23 protein-coding genes and 1 riboswitch are annotated in these 23916 nt (G+C 69.2%); of the genes, 12 read left to right on the forward strand and 11 right to left on the reverse strand.

All coding sequences use genetic code 11. The annotated features are described in order from the left end of the window. The first annotated feature begins 1 nt into the window (after position 1). From NBG84_RS08490 to NBG84_RS08505, 4 genes are all read left to right on the forward strand, one after another. Positions 2-391 (forward strand): ArsR/SmtB family transcription factor, encoded by a 390-nt coding sequence (locus NBG84_RS08490; protein ID WP_250918675.1) that lies wholly within the window; start codon positions 2-4, stop codon positions 389-391. Beyond that, a complete protein-coding gene (gene arsB, locus NBG84_RS08495; protein ID WP_308312031.1) occupies positions 388-1500 on the forward strand; it encodes an ACR3 family arsenite efflux transporter in 1113 nt (370 codons plus the stop codon). The genes NBG84_RS08490 and arsB overlap by 4 nt, the downstream gene beginning before the upstream one ends. After that, positions 1493-1900: an arsenate reductase ArsC gene (locus NBG84_RS08500; protein WP_250918676.1), complete on the forward strand. Its 408-nt coding sequence runs from the start codon at positions 1493-1495 to the stop codon at positions 1898-1900. Before arsB ends, NBG84_RS08500 begins: the two co-directional genes overlap by 8 nt. Before the next feature lie 378 nt (positions 1901-2278). Continuing rightward, entirely contained in the window at positions 2279-4087 is a 1809-nt protein-coding gene (locus tag NBG84_RS08505) for a YVTN family beta-propeller repeat protein (RefSeq protein ID WP_250918677.1), read from the forward strand. Positions 4088-4259: 172 nt separating this feature from the next. On the opposite strand, the gene NBG84_RS08510 is transcribed toward NBG84_RS08505, so the two are convergent. Next, positions 4260-4721 (reverse strand): Lrp/AsnC family transcriptional regulator, encoded by a 462-nt coding sequence (locus NBG84_RS08510; protein ID WP_250918797.1) that lies wholly within the window; start codon positions 4719-4721, stop codon positions 4260-4262. 93 nt (positions 4722-4814) lie between these two features. Between NBG84_RS08510 and NBG84_RS08515 the strand changes: the two genes are divergently transcribed. From NBG84_RS08515 to NBG84_RS08525, 3 genes are all read left to right on the forward strand, one after another. Beyond that, positions 4815-5288 carry a rhodanese-like domain-containing protein gene (locus NBG84_RS08515; RefSeq protein WP_250918678.1) on the forward strand — a complete coding sequence of 158 codons (474 nt, stop codon included), beginning with the start codon at positions 4815-4817 and terminating at the stop codon, positions 5286-5288. Between the two features lie 382 nt (positions 5289-5670). Further along, positions 5671-6792: an ABC transporter substrate-binding protein gene (locus NBG84_RS08520; RefSeq protein WP_250918679.1), complete on the forward strand. Its 1122-nt coding sequence runs from the start codon at positions 5671-5673 to the stop codon at positions 6790-6792. A 743-nt stretch (positions 6793-7535) separates the two neighbouring features. Further along, positions 7536-7988 carry a hypothetical protein gene (locus tag NBG84_RS08525; RefSeq protein WP_250918680.1) on the forward strand — a complete coding sequence of 151 codons (453 nt, stop codon included), beginning with the start codon at positions 7536-7538 and terminating at the stop codon, positions 7986-7988. 369 nt (positions 7989-8357) lie between these two features. Here the strand turns inward: NBG84_RS08525 and NBG84_RS08530 are convergent, their stop codons facing one another. Both NBG84_RS08530 and NBG84_RS08535 read right to left on the reverse strand, forming a co-directional pair. Next, positions 8358-8903, reverse strand: coding sequence for a GNAT family N-acetyltransferase (locus NBG84_RS08530; protein ID WP_250918681.1), 546 nt, complete (start codon positions 8901-8903; stop codon positions 8358-8360). Positions 8904-9048: 145 nt separating this feature from the next. After that, positions 9049-9426, reverse strand: coding sequence for a hypothetical protein (locus NBG84_RS08535; RefSeq protein WP_250918682.1), 378 nt, complete (start codon positions 9424-9426; stop codon positions 9049-9051). Positions 9427-10108: 682 nt separating this feature from the next. On the opposite strand from NBG84_RS08535, the gene NBG84_RS08540 reads away from it, so the two are divergent. Beyond that, the gene (locus NBG84_RS08540; RefSeq protein ID WP_250918683.1) at positions 10109-11320 is read left to right on the forward strand and encodes an MFS transporter; all 1212 of its coding nucleotides are present in this window, start codon (positions 10109-10111) and stop codon (positions 11318-11320) included. Between the two features lie 63 nt (positions 11321-11383). Here the strand turns inward: NBG84_RS08540 and NBG84_RS08545 are convergent, their stop codons facing one another. The 4 genes from NBG84_RS08545 to NBG84_RS08555 form a co-directional block, all read right to left on the reverse strand. Then, the gene (locus tag NBG84_RS08545; RefSeq protein ID WP_250918684.1) at positions 11384-12478 is read right to left on the reverse strand and encodes a winged helix DNA-binding domain-containing protein; all 1095 of its coding nucleotides are present in this window, start codon (positions 12476-12478) and stop codon (positions 11384-11386) included. Between the two features lie 367 nt (positions 12479-12845). After that, positions 12846-12980, reverse strand: coding sequence for a hypothetical protein (locus NBG84_RS40565; RefSeq protein WP_285366482.1), 135 nt, complete (start codon positions 12978-12980; stop codon positions 12846-12848). Positions 12981-13094: 114 nt separating this feature from the next. After that, positions 13095-14222: a DUF2332 domain-containing protein gene (locus NBG84_RS08550; protein ID WP_250918685.1), complete on the reverse strand. Its 1128-nt coding sequence runs from the start codon at positions 14220-14222 to the stop codon at positions 13095-13097. 396 nt (positions 14223-14618) lie between these two features. Then, complete coding sequence (locus tag NBG84_RS08555; protein ID WP_250918686.1) at positions 14619-15608, reverse strand: GlxA family transcriptional regulator; 990 nt, start codon at positions 15606-15608, stop codon at positions 14619-14621. Between the two features lie 71 nt (positions 15609-15679). Here NBG84_RS08555 and NBG84_RS08560 point away from each other — a divergent pair, with 71 nt between their 5' ends. Then, on the forward strand, positions 15680-16978 hold the full coding sequence (locus NBG84_RS08560; protein WP_250918687.1) for an MFS transporter: 1299 nt from the start codon (positions 15680-15682) through the stop codon (positions 16976-16978). A gap of 290 nt (positions 16979-17268) precedes the next feature. Here NBG84_RS08560 and NBG84_RS08565 read toward each other — a convergent pair whose 3' ends face one another. After that, positions 17269-17754: a hypothetical protein gene (locus NBG84_RS08565; RefSeq protein ID WP_250918688.1), complete on the reverse strand. Its 486-nt coding sequence runs from the start codon at positions 17752-17754 to the stop codon at positions 17269-17271. 366 nt (positions 17755-18120) lie between these two features. Further along, the gene (locus tag NBG84_RS08570; RefSeq protein ID WP_250918689.1) at positions 18121-18897 is read right to left on the reverse strand and encodes a class I SAM-dependent methyltransferase; all 777 of its coding nucleotides are present in this window, start codon (positions 18895-18897) and stop codon (positions 18121-18123) included. 577 nt (positions 18898-19474) lie between these two features. Then, positions 19475-19538, forward strand: a riboswitch (guanidine-III (ykkC-III) riboswitch). A gap of 17 nt (positions 19539-19555) precedes the next feature. Here NBG84_RS08570 and NBG84_RS08575 point away from each other — a divergent pair. Together NBG84_RS08575 and NBG84_RS08580 are read left to right on the forward strand one after the other, a co-directional pair. Further along, on the forward strand, positions 19556-19870 hold the full coding sequence (locus NBG84_RS08575; RefSeq protein WP_250918690.1) for a DMT family transporter: 315 nt from the start codon (positions 19556-19558) through the stop codon (positions 19868-19870). Further along, positions 19870-20238, forward strand: a complete 369-nt coding sequence (locus NBG84_RS08580; protein WP_285366483.1) for a DMT family transporter — start codon at positions 19870-19872, stop codon at positions 20236-20238. Before NBG84_RS08575 ends, NBG84_RS08580 begins: the two co-directional genes overlap by 1 nt. Positions 20239-20718: 480 nt before the next feature. Here NBG84_RS08580 and NBG84_RS08585 read toward each other — a convergent pair whose 3' ends face one another. Together NBG84_RS08585 and NBG84_RS08590 are read right to left on the reverse strand one after the other, a co-directional pair. Further along, positions 20719-21027, reverse strand: coding sequence for a hypothetical protein (locus NBG84_RS08585; protein ID WP_250918692.1), 309 nt, complete (start codon positions 21025-21027; stop codon positions 20719-20721). Between the two features lie 61 nt (positions 21028-21088). Beyond that, positions 21089-21265, reverse strand: coding sequence for a hypothetical protein (locus NBG84_RS08590; protein ID WP_250918693.1), 177 nt, complete (start codon positions 21263-21265; stop codon positions 21089-21091). Positions 21266-21731: 466 nt separating this feature from the next. Here NBG84_RS08590 and NBG84_RS08595 point away from each other — a divergent pair, with 466 nt between their 5' ends. After that, positions 21732-23915, forward strand: coding sequence for a WD40 repeat domain-containing protein (locus tag NBG84_RS08595; protein WP_250918694.1), 2184 nt, complete (start codon positions 21732-21734; stop codon positions 23913-23915). Position 23916: the final 1 nt, after the last annotated feature.

Here is a 23916-nt window from a genome sequence, read left to right on the forward strand (position 1 = left end):
CATGTCGAAACAAGAGCTTCCGGTGATCGACCAGGACACCGCGGCGGAGGGCTGCCGCCCTGGACTGCTGTCGGCGCCACTCGACGAGGACCAGGCGGCCGTACTGGCGAAGGTCTTCAAGGCCCTTGGTGATCCGGTGCGGCTGCGGCTGCTGTCGATGATCGCCTCCCGCGCGGGCGGCGAGGTCTGCGTCTGCGACCTCACTCCGGCGTTCGACCTGTCCCAGCCAACGATCTCCCACCACCTCAAGCTCCTGCGCGAGGCCGGGCTGATCGCCTCCGAACGGCGCGGGACCTGGGTGTACTACCGGCTGCTGCCCGAGATGACCGACAGGCTGGCGGGCATCCTCACCCGTCCCGCCGCACTGGTCGTCCCCGAGCCGGCCGCGTGAGCGCTCCTGCGGTGGCAGGGGCGCCGGTGCCAGCACGGCTCTCCTTCCTCGACCGCTACCTCGCCTTGTGGATCCTCGCCGCGATGGCCGCGGGCCTCGGCCTCGGACGCCTCAGTCCGGGGCTCGGCGACTCGCTGGCCAAGGTGACCGTGGCCGGGGTGTCGCTGCCGATCGCGCTCGGGCTGCTCGTGATGATGTACCCGGTCCTGGCCAAGGTCCGCTACGACCGCCTCGACACCGTCACGCGCGATCGTCGCCTGCTCATCTCCTCGCTGGTGCTGAACTGGATCGTGGGCCCGGCGCTGATGTTCGCCCTCGCTTGGATCTTCCTGCCGGACCTGCACGAGTATCGGACCGGGCTGATCATCGTTGGGCTCGCCCGCTGCATCGCCATGGTCATCATCTGGAACGACCTCGCCTGCGGTGACCGCGAGGCCGCCGCCGTCCTCGTCGCTCTGAACTCCGTCTTCCAGGTGCTGGCCTTCGGCCTGCTCGGCTGGTTCTACCTCGACCTCCTGCCCGGCTGGCTCGGCCTGGCGACCACTGGACTGAACGCCTCCTTCTGGGAGATCGCCCGCGCCGTCCTCATCTTCCTCGGCATCCCGCTCGCCGCCGGGTTCCTCACCCGCCGCGTCAGCGAGAAGACCCGGGGACGCGACTGGTACGAGTCCTCGTTCCTTCCCCGGATCGGACCGTTCGCCCTGTACGGACTGCTGTTCACCATCGTGGTGCTCTTCGCCCTCCAGGGCGAGGCCATCACCTCCCAGCCATGGGACGTCGCCCGCATCGCCCTCCCTCTGCTCGTGTACTTCGCCCTCATGTGGGCCGGGTCCATGGCGCTGGGCCGCGCGGTCGGACTGGACTACCCGAGGGCGACGACACTGGCGTTCACCGCCGCGGGCAACAACTTCGAACTCGCCATCGCGGTCGCCATCGCCACCTTCGGCGCGACCTCCGGGCAGGCTCTCGCAGGCGTGGTCGGGCCGCTGATCGAGGTCCCGGTCCTGATCGGCCTGGTCTATGTCGCCCTCCGCGCCCGCCGCCACTTCCCCCAAGCCGCCACAGCTGCCGATCCAGCCGTCCCCTCCAAAGGCCCCGCCCATGTCTGAGCCCAAGCCCTCGGTGCTGTTCGTCTGCGTCCACAACGCAGGCCGCTCCCAGATGGCCGCCGCCTTCCTCACTCACCTGGCCGGAGACCGGATCGAGGTCCGCTCCGCCGGATCCGCCCCCGCCGACACCGTCAACGCGGCCGTCATCGAGGCGATGGCCGAGACCGGCATCGACATCACCGCCGAGACTCCGAAGATCCTCACCACCGAGGCGGTGCAGGCGTCCGACGTGGTCATCACCATGGGCTGCGGCGACACCTGCCCCGTCTTCCCCGGCAAGCAGTACCTCGACTGGAAGCTGGCGGACCCGGCCGGACAGGGAGTCGACGCCGTCCGACCGATCCGCGACGAGATCGAGGAGCGCGTCCGGCGCCTACTCACCGAGCTCCAGCCGCACTGACACCCCATGCACACCATCGTTCAGATGTACGCACATTCCGACGGGACGCTTCGGAACATCGTGGCGAGGTGGCCGGAATCATGCGGGCCCGCGGGGATAAGTACCGATGTCAACGATTCCGCCCCGGCGCGCGCCGTGACGGTGCCATGCTGAACGCGCTGACGCGGGGCGTTGCGCCGCGTTGGCTGTCGGGCATGTTCAAACCGTTGCGGACCCGTCCTGGGGCGCTGATCAGGGCGGGGCCGTGTGGCCCCAACCCCGGTCATCTTCCCTCTCCGGACTGGTCCGTGGCTGTGTGGCCGCCCCGCCACGGTTTCCCGAGGGGCTGGCCGGTCCCCACCGTCGCGGCGCGGACCAGGGAAGGGGAACACCACCATCATGTCTTCAAGCTCCGCCTTACACCCGGCGTCGCGTGTCGGGCTGCGCCGGCGGTTGACCGCGCTGCTGGCCGCTGGTGCGCTGGTCTGGACCGGGCTCGTGGCAGTGGCCGCCCCGGCCGCGACCGCCACCACAGCGCTCGCAGCCGCTCCGGTGGCGTACATCGCCAACAGCGAGTCGAACAACGTGTCGGTGGTGGATACGGCCACCAACGCGGTCACCGCGACCGTACCCGTCGGCAACAGCCCGTCCGGGGTGGTGGTGACTCCGGACGGCGGCAAGGTCTATGTCACCAACCGCGGCTCCAGTTCGGTGTCGGTGATCGACACGGCCACCAACACCGTCTCCGCGACCGTACCCGTCGGCAACAGCCCGTTCGGAGTGGTGGTGACTCCGAACGGCGGCAAGGTCTACGCCACCAACTACCTCTCCAACTCGGTGTCGGTGATCGACACTGCCACCGACACCGTCACCGCGACCGTACCCGTCGGCGCACAGCCGAACAGCGCCGCATCCGCTCCGGGCGGGGACCACGTCTACGTCAGCAACAGCAACAGCAACAGCGCCTCGGTATCGGTGATCGACACCACCACCGACACCATCGCCGCCAGCATCCCGGTCGACAAACCCAACGGCGTCGCGGTGACTCCTGACGGCACCCGCCTTTACGTCAGCTCGCAGAACGCGGGTGTGGCCGCCGTGATCGACATCGCCACCAGCACCGTCACCACCACCATCCCCGTCGAGAACACTCCCTTCGGCGTCGCGGTGTCCCCGGACGGATCCCGCGCCTACGTGACCAACATCGGCGGCAACAGCACCTCCGTGATCGACACCGCCACCAACACCACCGTGGCCACCGTCCCCGTCGGCTCCACCCCGATCGGCGTCGCGGTAACCCCCGACGGCGGCGAGGTCTACGTCACCAACAGCAACAGCGGCACCGCATCGGTGATCGACACCGCCACCAGCACCGTCACCGCGACCGTACCCGTCGGCAGTGGACCGTACGCCGTGGCGTTCACCCCGGCAGCCACCGCGCCCTCCGCGGACCTGTCCGCGACCGTGACCGACTCGGCCGACCCCGTCAGCCAGGGCGACACCTTCACCTACACCGCCACGGTCACCAACCACGGGCCCGACCCGGCCACCGCGGCAACCGCCGCTCTCGCCCTGTCCGGCGTCGCCCGCACCATCATCTCCGCAAGCTCCTCGCTGGGGTCGTGCACCGTCGCGGCACCGACCGTCGACTGCGCCTTGGGCGCTCTTGCCGTCGGCGCCTCGGCCACCGTCACCGTCACCGTGAAGCCGACCGCGACGGGCACCCTCACCGCCACGGCCACCGGTGCGGCCACCGAAACCGACCCTGACCCGGCCGACAACACCGCGACTCAGTCCACCACCGTCAACGCCCCGCCGACCGCGGACATCGACGTCGACGTCACCGCCCAGCCGAGCCTGGGCATCCTGGTCCCCTATCTCACCTACACCCTGACCGCCCGTGGCCTGGGCCCGAACGCGGTCACCACGGCCACCGTCACCGCCACCCTGCAGCCCGGCGCCACCGCCAGCAACCTGTCCCCCGGATGCAGCACCACGGCCGGAAGCGTCACCTGCGCCTACGGCACCATCGCGAACGGAGCCAGCGCGAGCAAGTCGTTCCGCGTACCGCTGCACCTGCTGTCCCTGGGCCCCGTGAAAGTCACCGGCACACGGACCGCCTCCTCCCCCGTCGACCCCAACCCGGCCAACGACAGCGCCTCCGCCACCTGCAACGTCCTCTCCTTCGTACTGGCCACCTGCCTCTGACCACCCCGGCCCCGGCGGGCAGCCCAACCCGCCGGGGCACCACCCGCCCGCGTTGGCTGAGTCGGCCATGGATGTCTCGCCGCGGCCCATAGTTGCTCGGTGGCATGCGCCATCTGACGGGAGCTGTGACGAGAACAGGGCCGAGTTGGGCGATACGGTCGGTCGCCGTCGTTCAGTCGTTGAGGGCCGTGGCGGTGACGGCGCGGTTCTTCAGGGGGCTGGAGTAGACGACGGTGGTGGTGACGGAACCGAGGCCGGCGATGCGGCCGGTGGTCTCTTCGAGGTGGCGCATGGAGCTGGCGACGACTTTGAGGATGAAGCAGTCGTCGCCGGTGACGTGGTGGGCCTCGATGATCTGTGGGGTGATGGCGATGAGGTCGTGGAAGGGTTTGTAGTTGCTGGTGGGGTAGCGCAGGCGGACAAAGGCCAGGATGTCGAGTCCCAGTCGCTCGGGGTCGACGACGGCGGAGTAGCCGGCGATGATGCCGGCCTCCTCCAGGCGGCGGACTCGTTCGGTGACGGCGCTGGGGGACATGGACACCGCTCGGGCAAGCTCGGCGTAACTGGCCCTGCCATCACTCTGCAGGGCTTCTAGGATGCGCATGTCGGTACTGTCCGGCGAATAGGCGGCCATTCGGCGAATCTGCCAGGGAATCGCCGCCGAATCAAGCTGGTTACCGGTGATCATCACTTCCGGTGTGTACTGGTCGGTCATAGCGTTGCGGACATGCAGAACAACGCAACGAGCGCGGCACTGACGGTGCCGCCCGCGCACCCCGACGCCGCCGTCACCTTCTTCGAGGGACGGCTCTCGTTCCAGGCCGACGTCTCCGACGTGCGCGCCTCCCTGCTGTCCGGGCATGCGGGGTTCGCCCTGATCGACTCCCGCGGCGTTGCGGGCTGGCAGCAAGCGCGCATCCCCGGGGCCCTGCACCTGCCCACCGCCGACATTCCCACCCGGGCGGCCGCTCTGCTGGACCCCGCCCTCCCCGTGATCACCTACTGCTGGGGACCGGGATGCGACGGTGCCACCCGCTCGGCCCTCGCCCTGGCCCGGCTCGGCTACCGCGTCAAGGAGATGATCGGCGGCATCGAGTACTGGATCCGCGAAGGGTTCCCCGTACGGACTCCGGACGGTGTCGAGCAGCGGAAGGCCGATCCACTGACCGCGCCGCCCGGCGCCATCACCTGCGCATGCTGACCCGCACCACATCAGTGGGGGTGTCAGCCGTCCCGCCGCCCGGGGCGGCCTTCCCGCTCTGGCCGACCTGTGCGCGGCCCCATGCCCTTTTCGAGAGGTCCGGCCCCGCCCCGAACGACCCGATTACCCGCCTGGAACCTGCCCTGTTCACCGGGCGCTCGGCTGTGGTGCCCGGAGGCGGAGTCGGGCGCCACTCCAAGACCCGCTGTCTCCCGCCCGATCGCGGGGTGTTGGCGACAGTGGTGGACGCATTGCCCCGCGTGACTGTCCAGGTGCACCAGCTACGGCAAGACCCAAGGAACCCGCACCACCGGGCTTTGCCACCCCGAGACCCCGGCCAACCGCTGACGCAACGTCACAGGACGAAGAGAGACACCCACAGATGAATACGCCACCATCGGCACCTGTTGCGGAGCGGACTGATGGATCATCCATCCGGATCGGGGCTCTCGTTCCGCTGACCCGGCCTGGCTGGGTCGAGGCGGGCCGGCACCTGCTCGCCGGATTGGAGTTGGGCGTTCGCGAGGTCAATGAGGTCGGCGGGATCGGCGGCACACCACTGGAGCTGGTGGTCCGAGACACCGCGGCTGATCCGCGGCGGGCCGCGGCGGCCGTGGACGAACTGACCGGCCTGGGGGTGGCAGCCCTGGCAGCGGAGTATCACAGCGTCGTCGCGCGTGCCGCTGCCGGCCGGGCCGATGCCCTCGGCCTGCCGTTCCTCTGCTCATCAGCAGTTCTCGACGCACTCACCGAGCAGCCCACGCGATGGGTGGCGCGCCTGTCCCCGCCGCAGTCCCACGGCTGGCGGGTCTACGCTGACTTCGTCCTCGGCACGGGCCACCGTCGCATCGCCGTAGCAGCCCAGCCGGGTGTCTACTGGGCAACCGGTAGTCGCATTCTGCGCGACCACTTCGCCGCACGCGGTGGCACCGTCATCGAACTCGACATGAGGGCGCTCACCCCCGCGGACGTGTGCGACGAACTTGCCGACAAGCGGGCGACGGCCCTTCTTCTTCTGGTCGGCCACCCGGATCCGGCAGTACCGATCGTCAAGTCCGTCCGCGGCGACCGGCGCCTCGCCGAGATCCTGATCGGTGCTCCCGCAGGGCAACCGGAGTTCACCGAATGGGCAGCGTCGTTGGGCGACGACGGCGCCGGGGTCCCGTTCCTTCGCTATCTACCCGAACACCTCACCCCACTCGGTGCGCGCATCAAGCGGACCCTCATCGAGCAACTTGGCGAAGCGCCCTCCTTCGTCGCCTTCGAGGGCTTCGACACGGTCACCGTGCTCGCCGATGTGCTGCGGTCTCACGGCACGGACCGGGCCCGCATCGCCGCGTCCTGGCCGCGCGTCGCAGTCGTGGGCACCCGTGGGCAGATCCAGTTCTCCCGCACGCCAGGCAGCAGCGTTTGGCAAGCGGCTGGGGCCCCGATCCAAGTCGTTGATCGAGATCCGGCGGCACCCGATCGCTTTCGGGTCCTTCACACCGTTCACACCGGCTGAGAACGCACGATCGTCCGACGGCCCCGGAAGCATCGAGGACCGGGCCGAGGGCGGCGATCTGGTCCCTCGCACCCGCACGGTTACGCCTGCCGGATCTGACCCTGGCCGCCATGGCGGACCGCGCGGGCCAGGCAGTGGGACATCTGCTGCCAAGAGCGCCGGCACGACCTCGTTGCCCTTGGTGGAGAAGAAGGCGCCGCACCACGGTTCGCCCTGCCGCGTTTCTCGTCGGGGAAGACGTCCGGCGGCGTGCCGCATCGAGCCGGTGGTCGAGCCTCTGCTCGCCGGTCGGCAACCTGGCGTATCGATCCGTATGCCGCCGTACGCAATCGGTCGGCGCAGTCGCCGGTATGGTCACCCGGATCGTGCGAGGCGAGCACGGCCGCCGCTAGTCTGACCTCGGGCAGGGGGTTGATGAGTGCCGTCGGCTCCCGTGCGCATCGGGCCAGCGCGGCCATAGCGTCCGCCTGCACCGCTGGGACAGGGGTAGCGGCCACACCCCATCGAGCCGCGCCACGGAGGCCTGCTGCTCCGCGGGAAGCAGCTCGGCCACGGCCGCGACCACCCGCCCCAGATGTGTTGTTGTTGCCGGCGGGCCCACGGTGAGGTGAGGGCCGCCAGGGAGACAGGGCTTTTGATGGTCATGAACGAGGCGGCCAGGGGCCGCGTGGTGGGAGAGCCTACCGGTCGGGATCCGCGACGAGATCGACGGCTACGTCCTCCAGGACGCCCTCCTCGGGGCGATGCGTGTCATCGTCGCCATCGGCCTTGTCCCCCATGGCATAGGTGTCGGCACAGCCCAGTTGATTGCCAACGACCGCTGTCTTCACTACGGGGACCGGATCGCCCGCAAGCCGGAGAGCCCACTCGACCTGGAGTCCCTGGCCTGCCGGGCCGGCGGGTGCGCCGGCCGCATTGTGGCGATCGAGGCGGTCTGGGACGGCGACACCGTCCACGACTGGTTTGTGCAGCTGCTGGCCATCACCGCTGACCCCGCGGGGCAGGTTCAGATGGCCACCGTCTACAGGTCCACTGCCACTCGATACCTCGGCGAGGACACGGACCACCACCCGCGTCTCCCGGCAGCGGTGGCCGCGGAGCGGGCCGGCGGCGCCCTGGCCGCGCACCTCTCGGTCCCTTTCCACTTCGCCAGCCCGGATGACCCCGACGACCAGGCCCCCCGCTGGCAGTCCTGAGCAACGACAAGGGCCGCTTTACGGACGCCACGCTGCCGAACGAGCGTGACCACTCGAACCGTCGGCGGATTCCGCGTCACGCCCGTTACCGACCGAACTCAGCAACCACAGCCGCGCTCAAGCTCCTTCACCACAACGCTGACATAGTTCATTCGGCCATGTCCGTGTGAGGATCGGGTTCTGCCTCACTTCCATGACGCGGTTACGGACAGCCTGGTCTTTGTAGCCATGCGATGACGGCTCGGATGGGCCCGAAGTCGCGGCTTCGGTGGAGAGACGGCCCAGGGACGCGCGGACCCTTCCGTGCCCCGGACGACACCGAGGACGACGAGGACCGGCGGCCGGCACACCCCCCTTCCGGCCACGAGCTCAACCAGGTGCGACCGAGGGCCATACGCCGAGCCACTGCTCGGCGCCGTAGGCCTCGAACAGCTCCACCTCGGTGAACCCCAGCTTTGCCGCGAGACGCATCGAACGCTTGTTGGCGGTCTGGGTGCGCAGCACCACCGGCTCACCGGGAAAGGCGTCGGCGAACCAGTCGAGCGCCGCCGCGCACGCCTCGGCGCCGAATCCGTGTCCCCACGCCTGGGGTAGGAAGAGGTAGCCGAGCTCGGCCTGCCCGGTTTCCGGACGGGCATGCCCCTGACCCTCAGCGTCGATCCGGTCGAGCTTGACCATGCCGATCATCGATGCGTCGTGTTCGATCACGAAAAGGCCAGGCCGCCGCCGGGCTATCTCGGGCACCTCGCGCTCCAACCCAGCACGCGGTTGAGGGCCACCGAGGTAGGTATGCACCTCCGGCGAGGTGAGCAGGGCGATGAACGCCGCACGATCTCGGGCCTCGGGCTCGCGAAGCACGAGCCGCTCGGTCGTGATGGGGGCAGGTGGCCAGGTGACGGGTCCGAGTTCAGTCATGGCGGGAACCTATCGGGCCCTCCGGGCAACGCGCGCTGACACAACTCGTGAACAGGGCACCGGCTCTTCAACGGACACGGCACGCTGACCTCCGCCCAGGCATACCTCGCGGTCTTCCAGGACGACCTGTGCGGACCCGGGTCTGTCACCAGATGAGGACTCCCCCGCCCATTGCGCTCGCCCGCCTGGTGGCAGCCTCGATGATCGCCAACCGCTCGGAGATCGTGTCCCGGTGTTCTTCGGTCGTTCGCACGGGTTCCGTATCCGCGGCGATCCTCTCCAGGTTCTCGCGGAGCAGCAGGCACTCGCGCAGGAACGCGGGGACCTGCCCGGGTTCGACCTGTAGGTCCCCTTCAGCCAGGATCGGCAGGAAGACGGCTCCGAGCGAGCGCACCACTTCCGCGCCCCACACACGAGTGCGCCAACTCTCGAAGCCCGCGCAGTCCGAGCATCCGTCCGGAACGTCCTGCACCTGACGTTCACCGTCCGCACCGACAACAAAGACATCTACCGACAAGCTCATCAGCGCAGTGGATCACAACATGACCGGGTGCTCCAAGGGGTTTCACCGCCACAGCGCCGGAGTCAGCGCGGTCGGCACACCGCGCCCAAGCCGGTGGAGTGCGGGGAATCCCGCCCGACCGCGAACCCGGCCGACCACAACATCGTCGCGCTAGCCGGGAAGGGCCGCGTCCGTACGGAAGTAGCTGGTCACCGGGTCCGAGAGCTTGGATGTGACGCCGTGATGGAGCATCCCGTACGTCCGCCTTCCCCGGGTACTGAGGGGGCCGCGTCAGGACCTGCTCGACGTCAGTTCGCCAAGCGCGGCGGGCGCGGCTCGTCACCGATCACCTCGCGCAGCGGGTCGTGTTGCGGGGCGAGTGCGACCCGTTGCCGGACCGGTTGCCTCGGGGATGGAGCCATAGCGGCATACGCGCCAGGTCTCGGAGTTCACACCTGAACCGTGGCCATATGTACGCATGCGAGAACCCGTCGGTGTTGCCCATGATCCCCAGACCGCCCGGCCCGCGGACTGCTAGGTTCTCCAGGTGTTCATCGTGATGTTCCTCTGACGGTCCTGGGTCTCTCCCGCCCGGGTTCTGATCCGCTGAGGGTGTGTTCTGTCATGCCCTCCGGACCTCGACAACCGTCAGACTTCGGCTGCCGCGCCTACGACGCCGGTCGCACATCATCGGAGCTCCTTCGTGCTCGCAGTGCTTCTCCTTCCTGGCGCGCTTCGCGCCTTCCTCCCCGCCCTGGTCGGTCGGTCCGCTCTCGCGATGGGCGGTCTCGCTCTCCTCCTCGCCGTCCAAGACCGCACGGGTTCGTATACGCAAGCCGGTTTCGCAACAGCGGCGTTCGGAACAGCCAATGTCATCGCCGCCCCCTGGCGCGCCCGCGCCGTCGATCGATTCGGTCAACGAATCGCGCTCACCACGATGGCGTCAGGCCAAGCTTCAGGGTTCGCCGCCCTCGCGCTCATCACGGAAGCCAAGGGAGCTGCGGATTCCTGGTTCCTCATTCTCAGCGTGGTGGTCGGCCTGGCATCGCCACCCCTGGGGGCTGCGATGCGAATGATCTGGGCGTCCCTCACAACAGCTGGTGACCAGCGAACGAGAGCGTTCAGCATCGACGCGGTGTGCGAAGAGCTCCTCTTCGTCGGTGGCCCCGTCATCATCACCGCGGTCATCATGGCCAGTTCTCCCAGCGTCGGGCTCTGGGTGACCGCGGCGGCGGTTTCCGTCGGCACCGTGGCGATGACGTCCAGCGCTTCGTCGGGGGCGCTTCGTGGAACAGGAAAGGGCGTCGCACGAGGTGATCGCCCGCTGCGGCAGCCGGGTTTCGCACGGGTACTGATCGTCCTCCTGGGTGTCGGTGGTCTACTGGGCGTTGTGGAGATCGCGGCTCCGGCAGTCGCCGCGCAGTGTGATGCTGTCGCGGCTACGGGCTGGCTCCTGGCGGCCTTCGCGGGCGGGAGTGCTCTCGGAGGATTTCTCTATGGGCAGCTGAACCTCAAGGCGGGAATCGGCGGGAGACTGTTCGCCCTCTGCGCCAGCATGGGGCTCGCCGCGGTACTCGTGTCCCAGTTGGACACACTCGGTCTCTTCGCCGCGGGCCTCGCACTCGTCGGCCTCTTCCTCGCCCCGTCTCTGATCACCGGCTACCTCATCGCCGACACCATTGTCCCGGCGACCAGCCGTACGGAGGCGTCGACATGGATCAACACTGCCGTAAACCTCGGCGCATCGCTTGCGTCCGCAGCGGCTGGAATGGTCATCGACGACTCGGGCGCCTGGCTCGCCCTCTTGCTCATGGGAGCGATCGCTCTCGCGCTCGCCTCAGCCGTACCGTTCACGCGGCTGCGCAAGATCGAGCCGGCTGCGGTTCATTCTCCCGAGTGCTGCGAGCACGGCTGACCGACCCGGTCGTAACACGTCGAAGCAGGCGCGTGTTTCGCGATCGAGCCGCCACGACGGGCATCAGTCAGCGGTGTCGAGTTGGATGTGCTCGATGCCTTCCTCCAGGAAGGTGGTCAGGGCCTGGGCTTCAGCGCGGACGTCGTCCTCTTCCTGGACGGTCAGGGGCCGGAGAGGGCTGATGCGGAGCCGGTGGTCGCGTACGGTCCAGGTCGCGCTCACCCGTCCGTCGACGAGCATGGTCCGGTGACCTGCGACGGAGAGACCGAGGTGCGGGGTGTCGATGATCCGGCTGCGGTCGTGGTAGCCGAGGATGGCGTTGTCGAAGGCCGGGAGGAACCGGACCGGGGCGGGGGTGTCGGGGTGGGGGCGGGGTGCGTCGGGCAGATCGAGCAGTTCGCGGCCGCGTTCGTCACGAAAGGCGACGAGTTCCTCTCGGACGGCCTTGATGGCGGCGGGAAGGCCGGCGAGACCGCACCAGGCGCGTAGGTCCGCACTGGCGGCGGGCCCGTAGGCAGCGAGGTAGCGGCGCAGCAGTTGCTGCCCTACGGGGTCGCTGTCGTCGGCTGGCAGAGGGGCGATGTCCCGTTCCAGCCAGGTCGTCAAGGGCAGATTGCGGACGCCGGCCTTGCGGTGCCACAAGCCCCGGGGCGGGAGTTGGGCCATGGGGATGAGCCCGGCGACGAGCAGCTCGCCCAGAGCCCGACGTGGGGGTCCTGGCCAGCGGTCTTCAAGAGCGTCTACGAGCTCGCCCATGGTGCGGGGCCTCTGGTCGGCCACGATGACGCGGCCGGCGGTGGCGACCTCGTCCAGGTCGATGCCGTCCAGTTCGCGCCGGTAGGTTCCCAGGACGCGCTGGCGCAGCATGACGTCGTGGCGGGCCCGCCAGGCGAGTGCGTCGTCGGCGGTGACGAGGTGGACGGTGCGGCGCATCAGATGGGTGCGTACCACCGCGCGCCCGGTCAGTGCGTCGTCCAGTTGCTCGGGCTTGAAGGACGATAGGCGCGACCACAGCCCGATGAACGGTTCCTGGGGCTCTTGCGCCTGGAGCCCGCACAGGTGAGCCACTGTCTCCGGCACCGATGTGTCGCTGCGCTTGAGCAGGTGTTGGCGGGCGAGGGAGGCACGGTTGAGGGCACGCGTGTCAAGGACGGTCATGGCGTTCTCTGGTTTCGGCTCGTTTGCGGGACGGGGGCGGCGCAGCTCTGTGCGGGTGGGCCGGGGGCGACGCACCCCGCGAGTTCAGTTGCGTGGTGGTCGTCACGGACATGGTCTGCTCCTTGCCTTGATGTGTCGACGATGGCCGCTGATGGTCCCCATCCCCCAGTCTCCCGGGCTGCCGGGCTGCCGGGCTGCCGGGTTCCCACCATCACCGAGATATAGGACAGATTCGGTCCGCAACTGCGGAGGTGGGAGGACCGCGACGCGGCCTTCGCCGACTTGCCTTGCTCTTCTGGCGTGCACCTGAGCGAGGGCGGTTCCCTGCTGACATTCGAGGTTCATCGATCCGACTACCGGGGCGCGGCTACCACGTCGGGCAGATCGCCGCCGCCGCGACGCCATCGAAGGAGGCGCGCACATTCTCGTAGCGGTCCATGTCCTGGGCGAGATCGAGGCCTACCAGCGGGGACGGCGCGCGGAGTTGTTCCACAGGGCTCACGCCGCCGGCCCGGTGGAAAACCGGCGGTCGCGGACGGAGCTCATCAACCCCGACAACCGGGTGCGGGTTCCGGCCCCACCCCGCCCAGCTCACTGACTTCACCAGTCGGGAGCCCTACTTCCCTGGCTGGGAATCCGCCAGCCACGCCAGCAAGCGGCCCTGCGACCAGCAGCGGCCCATGGCCTGGGCGTGCAGAGCCGACCGGTCGAGCACCGCCAGGCCGATGATGCTGTGGCCGGAGGCGCGGCGATCGCCGAGTGTCGGGATCGAGGGGGCGACTCCGACCCCCTCCGCTGACACCCACGCCACCGCCCGGCCGGCCGCCGCTTCGTCGAGGCGGTGCAGGAAGCGCAGACGGCTTTCGAGCGGTAGGCGGGACAGCGCCCACGTCGTGGTGACGACAGGCAGAGCGTCCGCGGGCACCTGGGTGAACGCGTCGGGCATCACCTCGATGGCGTCACCCCGCAGCAGCGTTGGAGGGGCCGTCGCTGCCAGCGCGATCTCCGCTTCCAGCCTCGCGGCCCGCTCCGGTTGCCCCGGCCACAGGCAGGCTCGCAACCATCGGGCGTCATCCGCGTCGGTCACGTCGATCGGATCGAGGTCGATGCCCACCCGAGTGACGACCTCGGGCATCGCCCCCGTCGGGAGGGGCAGGCTCCCCACGATCGAAGACGACAGCTGCACTGGGGACGAAGGATCGCCCAGCAGTTGTCCGTTGCTGTACGTGATACCCACGCGATCGACATGGAGATTGAGCCCGGCCGAACAGCCCACGTCGATCAGCCCAACCGAATTCGCGCCTACCCGGCGCGCGGCCTCGGCGATGGCCGGATACAGCACGGCGTAGCGACCGGTCTCGTTGGTCCGCGTCTGCCGGCGCACGGCGATGGCCACGACCGAGTCGGTCATTCTCCGCAATGTGTCGATCGCCGCGCCAGCGGCGGCGTAGCCGTCCGCGGCGGCATAGGCCGCGGCGAGATCCGGGGCGCGTCCGGCGAGGGCGAGGTCGTGCAGCGCGGCGAGGATCACCGTGGGGTGCCGCTTGCGCGCCGGGGCCGACTCGATGGCGCCCAGCGCCTGTTCGGACTCGCTCAGGGCGACGGCGATCCGCTCGTACAGCGGCGATGTTCCAGCGGCGTCGATCTCACCGAAGCGTCGGTACACCTGAGCGAGCGTGCGGACCCTGCCCACGGATACGGCGCCTCCTGCGGTCGGGCCTGAAATCCCGATGATTGTAGCCATGGGAACGAAGCCTTTGACGCTTCACCTGGCACAAGAGCGCCGAGGAGTTCGTCGACCGACCCGCCCGCTACTGCCCGCTCCCTCAAAACCAATGGCGAACGCTCCAACCTGACAGGACACCGCATTCGAGATCAGATGCGTCGAAGGACTCAACGCCGATAGGGGGAGGCGTCGTCCCACTCGTGGACGGCGCAGGTCAGAGTGTTACCGGCTCCCCATCATGGTCGTTCGACTCTTCTGGTCCCAACGGATCGACTCGCCGTACGCACAGGCACGTCGGCCGGAACAGCGAGTCCTCCATGGGCCCGCCTGCTGCTCCCACCGCGCAGCCGTGACAGTGACAGTGACAGTGACCGAGGGAGTGTGGGCCCCGGGACCGAGTCGAAACGCGAGCACCTACCCGGCCTTGTCAGCGCGGAAGGCACGCCGGTAGGCGGCGGGTGTGGTGCGCAGTGCCTCGTGGAAGCGCCGGCGCAGGTTGACGGCTGAGGACAGGCCGACCCGGTGCGCGATGGTCTCCACCGGCAGGTCGGTCTCCTCAAGCAGCGCCCGGGTGGCGGCGATCCGCCGGTCCAGCAGCCAGCGTCCCGGGCTGATGCCCAGTTGCTCGGTGAAGCGCCGGGTCAGCGTGCGGGCCGAGACCTGGGAGCGGACCGCCATCTCGGCGACGCTGACCGGCTGGTCCAGCCGCCCGGTCAGCCACTCGAGCAGCGGGGCCAGCGAGTCGGCGACCGGCCCGGATGTGGGCAGCTCGGCGTACTGCAGTTGACAGCCCTCGCGGTGCGGCGGCATCACCATCTGCCGGGCGATCCGCATCGCGTACGCGGCGCCCTGATCGGCGCTCACCAGGTGCAGGCAGAGGTCCACGCCGGCCGCCGATCCGGCGCTGGTGGCGACATCGCCGTGATCCACGTAGAGCACCGCGGGGTCGACCCTGACCCGCGGGAACCGAGCGGCCAACTCGGCGGCCCTGGCCCAGTGGGTGGCGGCCCGCCGGCCGTCCAGCAGCCCGGCGGCGGCGAGCACGAAGGCACCCGAGCAGATGCCGACGATCCGCACGCCACGTCGGTGCGCCTCACGGACCACCGCGACCACCGCCGGCGCCACCTCGGTGCCGGGCGCCTGCTGCCAGCCGGGGACCAGCACGGTGTCAGCCCGATCCAAGGCGTCCAAGCCCGTGGTGACCAGCAGGTCGTAGCCAGCCTGGGTACGCACCGGACCGGGGTGTTCGGTGCAGACCTCGAACGCGTAGCGGGCGGGGATCGCCGGGCCGTGGTCACCGAACACCTCGGTCGCGCAGGCCAGGGGGAAGGTCGACTGCGGGGGCTGAAGCAGGGCCACCACCCGGTGCGGCGTCCGGGACTTGGGCAGCGAACGAAGCGTCATGGCGCGAAAGTACCCCATCATGTCGTTCAGGACACTGGGGTGACTGTTTGGTCCAAACCAGTATCGGTGCTGTGACCACCGCACCGACGCACACCCAGATGGCCCCGACCGATCCGCCTACGGCCCGTCCCCCGTTGTGGGACCGGCGCTTCACGCTGTTCTTCATCGCCCGCACGATCTCGCTGTTCGGCGACGCGATGATGCCGGTGGCCGCCGCGCTCGCCGTCGGCGCGCTGTACGGAATCTCCGGGGTCGGCTTCGTCCTCGGTACCTGGACCGGGACATTCGTCGTCCTGGTCCTGTTCGGCGGGGTGTTCGCCGACCGGTTCGGCGCGCGTCGGATGATGGTCATCGCGGACCTGGTGCGGGTTCTCAGCCAGGGTGTGCTGGCGGCCGCGTTCTTCGCCGGACCACCGCCGTTCTGGCTGCTGTTGACCATGGCCGCCCTGGCCGGTGCGGCCGTCGCGATGTTCCTGCCGGGGGCGAACGGGATGGTCCCACTGGTCGCCAGCGAGCCGCAGCGCGCCAACGCCACGCTCAAGGTGGCCGACGCGCTCGCCCACCTCATCGGCCCGGCCTTCGCCGGGCTGCTGATCGCGCTGACCAGCGCCGGGACCGTGTACGCGATCGACGCTGCCACCTTCGCTCTCAGCGCCCTCTGCCTGGCGCTGATCCGGCTCGCCCCAGCGGACGCGCCCACGGACACCGCGGCCGACGCCGACGCCGACAGTTCACTCCGCCGCGACCTGCGCCAGGGTTGGCGTGAGTTCCGCGCCCGCACCTGGATGTGGGCGGTGATCCTGATCTGGGTGGGCTACGGCGTACTGGTCTTCGGTCCGCTGATACCGCTCAGCTCAGCGCTGATCGGCGCCAGACTGGGCCCGGACGCCTACGGCCTCGCGGTTTCCTTCCTCGGCATCGGAGCCGTGCTCGGCGGCCTGCTGGCGCTGCGGCTGCGCCCGGCCCGGCCGCTGGCCGCCGGCACGGCGGCGATGGCGCTGTACACCGCCCTGCCGCTCTCCGTGGCGCTCGGCGCCGACCTGCCGGTGCTGCTGGCGAGCCACGTCCTCGGCGGTGGCGCCTTGGCGTTCTGGTCGGTGATGTGGGCCACCAGCGTGCAAACCCACACCCCACCCGCGGTGCTCAACCGCGTGTCCGCGTATGAGCTGGCCGGCTCGGTCTCCGGCATCGCGCTCGGCCAGATACTGGTGGGCCCCGCCATCTCGATGGCCTCCCCGGACCGGCTACTGCTGGTGTCAGCCGGCGCCTGCATGGCGGGCTGCCTGGCACTACTCGCGATCCCAGCGATCCGCACCCTGCGCCCCGCCGCCCCCACGCAGGGCGCCAAGCCGGGGCACCTGACGGGCTGAAGACAGCGACCTCTGATGTCGTTGTGACGCGGTTGCCTGAGGCCTTCATCATGAAGTCGGAGTTCGAGGCTATGCGGGTTCGCGATGCTCCTGCTGGCCGCGGGCGGATGGCTCTGGCCCGATTCGACGCTGGAGCACCTGGAGCGCTGGCTTGTGGTGTGGGGGTACGCGCCTGGCAGGAGGCCCCGGACAGCGGCGGAGACCGACGGCGGTCCGGTCAGGTACGGAAGCCGCCGCCCACTGGTCCGAGCTTGCGGGCGGCGGCGATGGTCACGCTGAGCCGCGCGGTACTACGGGTTCATCGGGTCACCGGTCCCCAGGTCCAGCCACCACACGCCATCGTCGCGTGTCAGATCCAACCGCTGTTGTCTCCCTCCGGCGAACTGGAGGGAAACAGCGGCCTGATTGGGTACGACCGGATCGAACACGACTGCTTCCACTGGCGCGTCGGCATGGGTGCCGTACCGGGATATCAGTTCCTTGGCCGCCTGCTCCTTGCCGGTGTACCACGGCGTACCCAGGCGGGCGATGTCCACGGGGTCACCGGACTCCAGACGCTGGACGTACGCCTTGATGACCAACTCGGCCTCGCGGGCGACTTCGTCCACGTCGGGGTACGTGGACTTCTCGGCGCGCACCGTCACGTCCACCTCGGGTGTGTCACGCAGTGAGTAGGGGGCGGGAGCGCGGAGCAGCCACCAAGCGGTGGCCCCTCCCCCGATACAGAGGGTGAGGACCACGGCCACGATCCACACCCGTCTGGGGAGCTTGGACACGAGTACCATCCTGGCTTGATGCGGACGATGTCAGCCCAGGTGCTCTTCACTCCTTCGCACATGGGTGTCAAAGCGATGGTTCAGCCGGTTCCTGTGGTGTGCGCCCAAGCGCCTGATTCCGCTGTCCGTAGCTCAGGTCAACAGCGGCTGAGGATGGCCAGCACACCCCGCTGGAGCGTCACGGTGGCGGGCGAGCGAACGGCCACGGGTCCATGGCCGGGAGGAGCCATCGAACAGTCCTCCCGCACAGGCCGCGAACGGCCCGAATTCGGAGCCCGCGTGATCAATCTCGACGGTATCGCACTGTCCATGGGATAGGCACCGCCTACAGGTCGCCCGCCGACGGCGAGACGGTGGGATTGTGGTCTACCTGCGGGTGGCTTCGAAGGTCCACACGTCGTCGGACGCAAGCGGCGCGGCACCCGGTCGGTAACCACCATGCACAACGATATCGATGAATCCGGCCCGCTCCAACAGGGCGGTGAACTCGGCCAGTCCGAACCACAGCAGGGAGAAGACCTGAAGCTCGGTCCGCTCCAGCACTCCGTCCTTCCACGACTCGTAGCGGAGCCAGCGGGTCGCACGCTGGGAGACCGGGTCCGCCTCCTTGCGCCACGTCGTGAGGGTGAGCAGCCTCTCGCCGCGCCACCAGTGCCGGACCGGGTCGGTACCGGTGTCGGTCGCGAACGACGGCGGCTCGATGTCGACGATCAGCCGACCGCCAGGGGCCAGGCTGTCGTGCAGGGCGTACAGCGCCGTCATCGCGCTGGCCCGGTCAGGCAGCAGCGCGAACGAGCCGGTAGGGATCACGATCGCCGCATACGCGCCCGGGTCCCGGTGCGTGACCATGTCCGCTTCGAAGACGTCGGCGGTGAGGCCGCGCTCCGCGCAGTTGGCCCGGCACTGCTCCAGCATCGAAGCCGAGGTGTCGTAGCCGCGCACCGTCAGTCCCTGTTCCAGCAGGGGGATCATCATCCGCCCGGTCCCCACGGCTGGCTCCAGGATCGGCCCGGACACGTCTCGCAGCCGGTCCGTGTAGAACTCGACATCCCCGAAAGAGGTCCCGACCGGCTTGTCCACCTCGTAGACCAGCGAGGCAAGAGGTCCATAACTCCATGCAGCGCTGTCGAAACCGGTGTCCATGAAACCCCTTCGGAGAGTGCGGCCCTTCTGCCGGGATCATTCTCCCCAGAGCGGGATGAACACCTATACCCGCCCCCAGTGAAACGCAGGGGCAGCAGAAGCGCCCCACCACGGCGTTGGCCTCGACGACACGGCATCGTCAACAGGCCCCCAGCGACACCCACTCGCCAAGCGGGCTCGTCGCCGGGGCGACTCTGTCCACGAGGCCCGTGAGACCTGTCCGAAGGCGGTCGCCACGACCCGAAGAGCGGTGATACTCGGGCCAGAAAGGGAAGGGCGTCAGCACCCGGTTCCGCCGACAGCAATCGGTCAGCTCCACGCACCCTACGTCGACGCCCCGCACCGGGGTCGAGCTCTCACCCGAGGGCCGACCCTCGTGGGCAGCGCCGTTCCCCATCGGGACGGTGGCCGGTCCTGCCCGACCCCCTGCGGGCGCCCTCGACGGCCGACCTGTCACCGACCTGCCGGGGCTGACGCGCCCGATCGGCGAGTCCCTCGCGGGACCACCGTGACCAGGAGCACGGGTCCTCTCCTCGAACGGGCAGTGAGAGCGCTACTCCGCTGTGCTATACAAGTAGTGAGGCCTTGATAAGGCCTGCGGACGACGGATCAGTACCCGCTCAGCGACAAGACTGGCCATTGGGAGGTCAGTTCCGTCATGGCGTGGTTCATTCTCGTCGTATCTGGAGTGCTGGAGGCCGTCTGGGCCACCGCACTGTCAGCATCCAAGAACTTCAAGCGCCCCATGCCGACCATCGTCTTCGGGGTTTCCCTCGCAGCGAGCATGACAGGTCTGGCATTCGCCATGAAGAGCCTGCCCACGGGGACTGCGTACGCCGTCTGGGTTGGCATCGGGGCGGTACTCACCGCCGTGTGGGCGATGGCGACCGGCCAGGAGCGCGTCTCCACCGGGCGGGTTGTCCTGTTGCTGGGTCTCGTCGGTTGTGTGGTCGGACTGAAGGCGGTCAGCTGATGCCTTGGGCGATTCTTCTCATCAGTGCCGTGTTCGAGGCAGTCTGGGCCACGGCCCTCGGTCTCTCCGACGGACTCAGTAAAACCGGTCCCACCGTTGTCTTCTTCGTCGGTCTGGCGCTCAGCATGGCAGGTCTGGGCTACGCGATGATCCGGATTCCGATCAGCGTCGCCTACTCGGTCTGGATCGGCATCGGGGCTGCCCTGACGGTCCTCTACGCCATGATCACAGGTGAGGAGCCCGCTTCCGTACTCAAGGGCGTGTTCCTCGGCGGGATCATCCTGTGCGTCATCGGCCTGAAGTTCGTCAAGACCAGGCCGGGACCCAAGGCGGAGCAGCAACTACCGGGGGCGCAGAGCCCCCAGTGACCCCAGCCGGATCAGAGGCCGGCCGAAGAGCGCCTTCGGCACCAGCCGGCCTGGGAACTCGGCAGAACCGCGCCCCGGGAAGCCGCCGGGCTGAACCCCACGGGTCAGCTCGGCGGCTTTCCGGCCTTCCCAGAGGCCGTCTTTCCCGGAGGAGGCGGCCCTTCCACAGCACGGGGAGCACGGGCGCCCAGATGTCGTCCGGACGGAGCGGACGCCCCGGTCCCGGCTGTTAGCAGGCCCCGGGGGCAAGAACCAGCGGTCTGCCGTTCGGCTCGGCCGCAGACCCGCTGCGCTCCTGGCCGCTCGCACAACCCAGCGCACCGACCTGGTGACGCTGGGTTGTACGGGAGGCGAGCGGATCACTCCGCGGTGGAAGGTGGGCCGCACGCCCGAAGCCTGCCGACACCGGTCCGAGTACGCCGGTGGGATGCCGGCTGCCATCGTCGGCGTCGCTGCTCTCGATCTCGTACCGGGGCGTGGTCAAGCGAGCCTCACCCCTACGGCGGCCAGGAGCGCGACGGCGAGAGTGTGTCGGCGGACGCGGGCCCGGCGGATGGTGCGGACGGCCGCGATGTCGATGGTGGCGAGCGCGATGTCCACCTGGGCCCTGCCCGAGCCAGGGTCACCTCCCCCGCCGCGCGGCGGGGGGAGCCGGCAGCCCGTCCGATCATCCGGTCCCCGAAGGGCAGCAGTGCGTAGCCGCACCACCACATCCTCAGCTCCGTCGAACGGCTTGGGATCGCCTGCTTCTGTCGGGTGTCCTGCGCCGCCGCCCACCAGTACAGGCACCGCGCACAAGACACGCCTCAGGGCAAGCCCCTAGCCACAGCACAGGACAGGACCTTCTTCGTCACCCTGGGTCCAACGGCGGCTTGGCGCGTACGGTCAGGCCGCCGTCCGGGTTGGCGTGCGCGGTGAACGGTGCCGTGGGGGCGTGCACGATCGAGCGGACGACGGCGAGGCCCGGTGGCAGGAGCAGCGCCGTCACCCGGCGCCGGAGGCCCCGCCCCCCTCGCGGATGACGCATCGGGGGTCGACCCCACCGGCGGTCTCGACCACGAGACTGGAGGCGGGATCATCACCGTGTTCCAGAAGCTGGCGCACGACGAGGGCTAGCGCGTGGTGGTGGTGACGCGCTCCCGTGAGGCGGCAGCCGCCTCGGACGAGGTTTCGCAGCTCAAGCGGGGCAGCTCAGCACACGCTGGACGCGGATCGATCTTCCCGCAGCATGCCGGGGAGGAGCTGGACGCGCCGAAGAAGGCGCGAGGAGCTCGCCAACGACCACCGCGCCCAGCGGGTGGCAACCAGAAGGAGTCATGGCAGGGAGGGGATGAGGACCTCGATCCTCCTTCTTCTCTGTTCGTTCTCCCAACTGCACCGCCCTTGAGGGACGTTCGGGGCTATCGGAATGGTGGCGATTGGCTGATTTCCATGCTGAGTTTGGGCTGTAATGGGACATGCCTGCAAACAGACCAGTACCCAACGTTACGGTTGTGTCCGTAGCGGAGGACTCGGCGATCGAACAGTCGCTGCGGGACTTCCTCGCAGCCGCCGGGGTAACCCTGGTGACCGAGACTCCGGCTGACGCAGTGATCGTTCTCATTTCGGAGAGCGCTGCGGGGGACCCCGAGTGGAAGGCACAGGTCGAGCGGCAGCACGGGGTGCGGCTCGTACCCATGCGGATCGACGGCGTCAGCAGTAGGCGTGCGCCTGCGAAGCTGAGGCCTGTCAACTGGGTGAACCTGGACCCGACAGCGCCTGTCACCGCCTTTGGCACAGTGCTGGCCGCCGTTCTCAGCGACCCCGAGTATGTGCGTGCGCTGCGGAACCTGCGAGCGGAGGCTGAGGCGTGGTTGCGCGGCAACCAGAGCGCTGACGGGCTCATCGGCGACCACGGCCGGGCGTCCAAGGCGCGCGAGTTGCTGAACGTGCTGCGGGAGGACAGGTATATCGACTCCAGCGGCCCCGTCAATGAGTTCGTCGAAGCGTCCTATCGGCATACCCAGAAGGCTCGAACCTGGCGCAGGCGGCGCCGCGTTGCTGGAACGGCCTTTGTGGTCGCCATGGCCATCATCGTAGCCATGGCCGTGTCCCGGGTACTCAGCAGCAAGGGCACGCAGTTCAACGCCTTGGTGACCTACGGCGATCCGGCAAGTGCGCGGGAGATGCCGAGTTGGACGTCGCTGCAGTCCGCCCGGTTGCTCCTGAGCGGGAACGCCAGCCAGAAGGCTCTGGCCCGTCAGACCCTGGCCTCGCTGCTGTCCGTGCCGTGGTCGCTGGGCGGGCCGGTGACAGCCCTGGACGCCGATGACCGCGGGACGCTCGATGGGCTGGCGCTGCTTCCGGGCGGCCGACGTGTGGCCGTCCTGGTGCGCGACGCGTCAAACGGCGCGCACAGCGTCGGTCTGTACGACATCCGCGAAGGGAAGGTGCTGTGGCTGGTCCGCCTGGGAGCCGGATACGCGGATGTCTCCGCGGGAGCCGACGGTCGTACGGTCGTGGCGGTGGGGCGGAAAGGGACGGCGGTCGTCGATCTGGATTCCCGAAAGGTGCGATGGCTGAAGCACGCGGAGAGCGGATACGCGGTCTCTCGTGTGACTGCGAACGATGCCATCGTCGTGGGGCGCAGGAATCAGCTTGTCGTCGGCTCTCTCGACGGCGGAGGGTTTCGCACGGTCGGGACCCGGTACGACAGCCTGTTGTCGCTGGAAAGGAGTACGGATGGTGGCGCTCGGGCGCTGGTCGCACTGTCGCCGGGACGGTACCGGCTCTTGGACGCGCTCACCGGGAAGGTGCTCGCCCAGGCGGATGTCGACACTCCCCTGGTCCCAGCCGGGGCGGTAGGACCCGACCGGGTGTACGCGGTCTTCGCGGGGGCTGACCGCCAACTGTGGCAGATGCGCCCTGGTCGGCCGCCAGCCCCCACCGGCATCGCCACACCCGAGCGCACCGCGCCGATCGGCCTGTTGGGCGGGGGCAGGGTGGTGGTAGGCGGCAAGGACCAGCGGGCCCGCGTGGTGCGGCTGGCCGACGGTAGCGATCTCGGAGTGGTGTGCCGGGACGTACCGCAGTTGACGCATCTGGTGCTGCCCGCGTCGGGAGATCTGCTCGGCTGCTTCGGGGCCCACAACACCACCTTGTGGCAGGCCCCGGCTGGGCCGCGGAGTGCCACCGCGGCCGACTCGCTGCATGGGGAGGATCGAACGGGGAACGCAACTGCCAGCGTACGCGGGGACGGCGGAAGCATCACCGTCGAGCCATCGCGGCGAGCCCCCTTCACGATGCGGCTGTTCGGCACGGACGTGACCGCGGTCCGGTTGTCCGACGACGGGTCTCAGCTGGTGGCCGCCTCGACGTCGGGAGATGTTGCCGTGGTGTCCCTGCGGATGTCGGACGACGTCCCCCGCGTGGTGGCACGGTGGAAGATACCCGGGGGCGGTCCCGTAGCAGCCGTGGGCTGGTCCGCTACCGCGCCGCTCGTGCAGGGACAGCGCGGCGAGGTCTGGACGGCGCCGGCTTGTCCCGGTTGCACCACTGACGAAGGGCTGGTCGCGCGGCTGAGGGAACGGCTGACCGGATGCTGGAGTGAGCGTCAGCTCACCGAAGTCGACGACGACACACGCCGCACTCTGGGCATCCGCGCCTGCCGTGCGCTACCCGCACCGGTGGAGGACTGAA

Origin of the sequence: Streptomyces albipurpureus, from assembly GCF_023701525.1 — a bacterium.
GTDB lineage: Bacteria > Actinomycetota > Actinomycetes > Streptomycetales > Streptomycetaceae > Streptomyces > Streptomyces albipurpureus.

What these genes read in the sequence shown, in the direction of transcription:
- NBG84_RS08510 (WP_250918797.1), bottom strand. Translation starts at nt 4,721, where the DNA reads ATGGCCGCCTATTCGCCGGACAGTACCGACATGCGCATCCTAGAAGCC.
- NBG84_RS08555 (WP_250918686.1), bottom strand. Translation starts at nt 15,608, where the DNA reads ATGACGCTTCGTTCGCTGCCCAAGTCCCGGACGCCGCACCGGGTGGTG.
- NBG84_RS08525 (WP_250918680.1), top strand. Translation starts at nt 7,536, where the DNA reads ATGCGTGTCATCGTCGCCATCGGCCTTGTCCCCCATGGCATAGGTGTC.
- NBG84_RS08505 (WP_250918677.1), top strand. Translation starts at nt 2,279, where the DNA reads ATGTCTTCAAGCTCCGCCTTACACCCGGCGTCGCGTGTCGGGCTGCGC.
- NBG84_RS08550 (WP_250918685.1), bottom strand. Translation starts at nt 14,222, where the DNA reads ATGGCTACAATCATCGGGATTTCAGGCCCGACCGCAGGAGGCGCCGTA.
- NBG84_RS08515 (WP_250918678.1), top strand. Translation starts at nt 4,815, where the DNA reads ATGCAGAACAACGCAACGAGCGCGGCACTGACGGTGCCGCCCGCGCAC.
- NBG84_RS08580 (WP_285366483.1), top strand. Translation starts at nt 19,870, where the DNA reads ATGCCTTGGGCGATTCTTCTCATCAGTGCCGTGTTCGAGGCAGTCTGG.
- NBG84_RS08570 (WP_250918689.1), bottom strand. Translation starts at nt 18,897, where the DNA reads ATGGACACCGGTTTCGACAGCGCTGCATGGAGTTATGGACCTCTTGCC.
- NBG84_RS08530 (WP_250918681.1), bottom strand. Translation starts at nt 8,903, where the DNA reads ATGACTGAACTCGGACCCGTCACCTGGCCACCTGCCCCCATCACGACC.
- NBG84_RS08590 (WP_250918693.1), bottom strand. Translation starts at nt 21,265, where the DNA reads ATGCGTCATCCGCGAGGGGGGCGGGGCCTCCGGCGCCGGGTGACGGCG.
- NBG84_RS08490 (WP_250918675.1), top strand. Translation starts at nt 2, where the DNA reads ATGTCGAAACAAGAGCTTCCGGTGATCGACCAGGACACCGCGGCGGAG.
- NBG84_RS08500 (WP_250918676.1), top strand. Translation starts at nt 1,493, where the DNA reads ATGTCTGAGCCCAAGCCCTCGGTGCTGTTCGTCTGCGTCCACAACGCA.
- NBG84_RS08535 (WP_250918682.1), bottom strand. Translation starts at nt 9,426, where the DNA reads ATGAGCTTGTCGGTAGATGTCTTTGTTGTCGGTGCGGACGGTGAACGT.
- NBG84_RS08520 (WP_250918679.1), top strand. Translation starts at nt 5,671, where the DNA reads ATGAATACGCCACCATCGGCACCTGTTGCGGAGCGGACTGATGGATCA.
- NBG84_RS08545 (WP_250918684.1), bottom strand. Translation starts at nt 12,478, where the DNA reads ATGACCGTCCTTGACACGCGTGCCCTCAACCGTGCCTCCCTCGCCCGC.
- NBG84_RS08575 (WP_250918690.1), top strand. Translation starts at nt 19,556, where the DNA reads ATGGCGTGGTTCATTCTCGTCGTATCTGGAGTGCTGGAGGCCGTCTGG.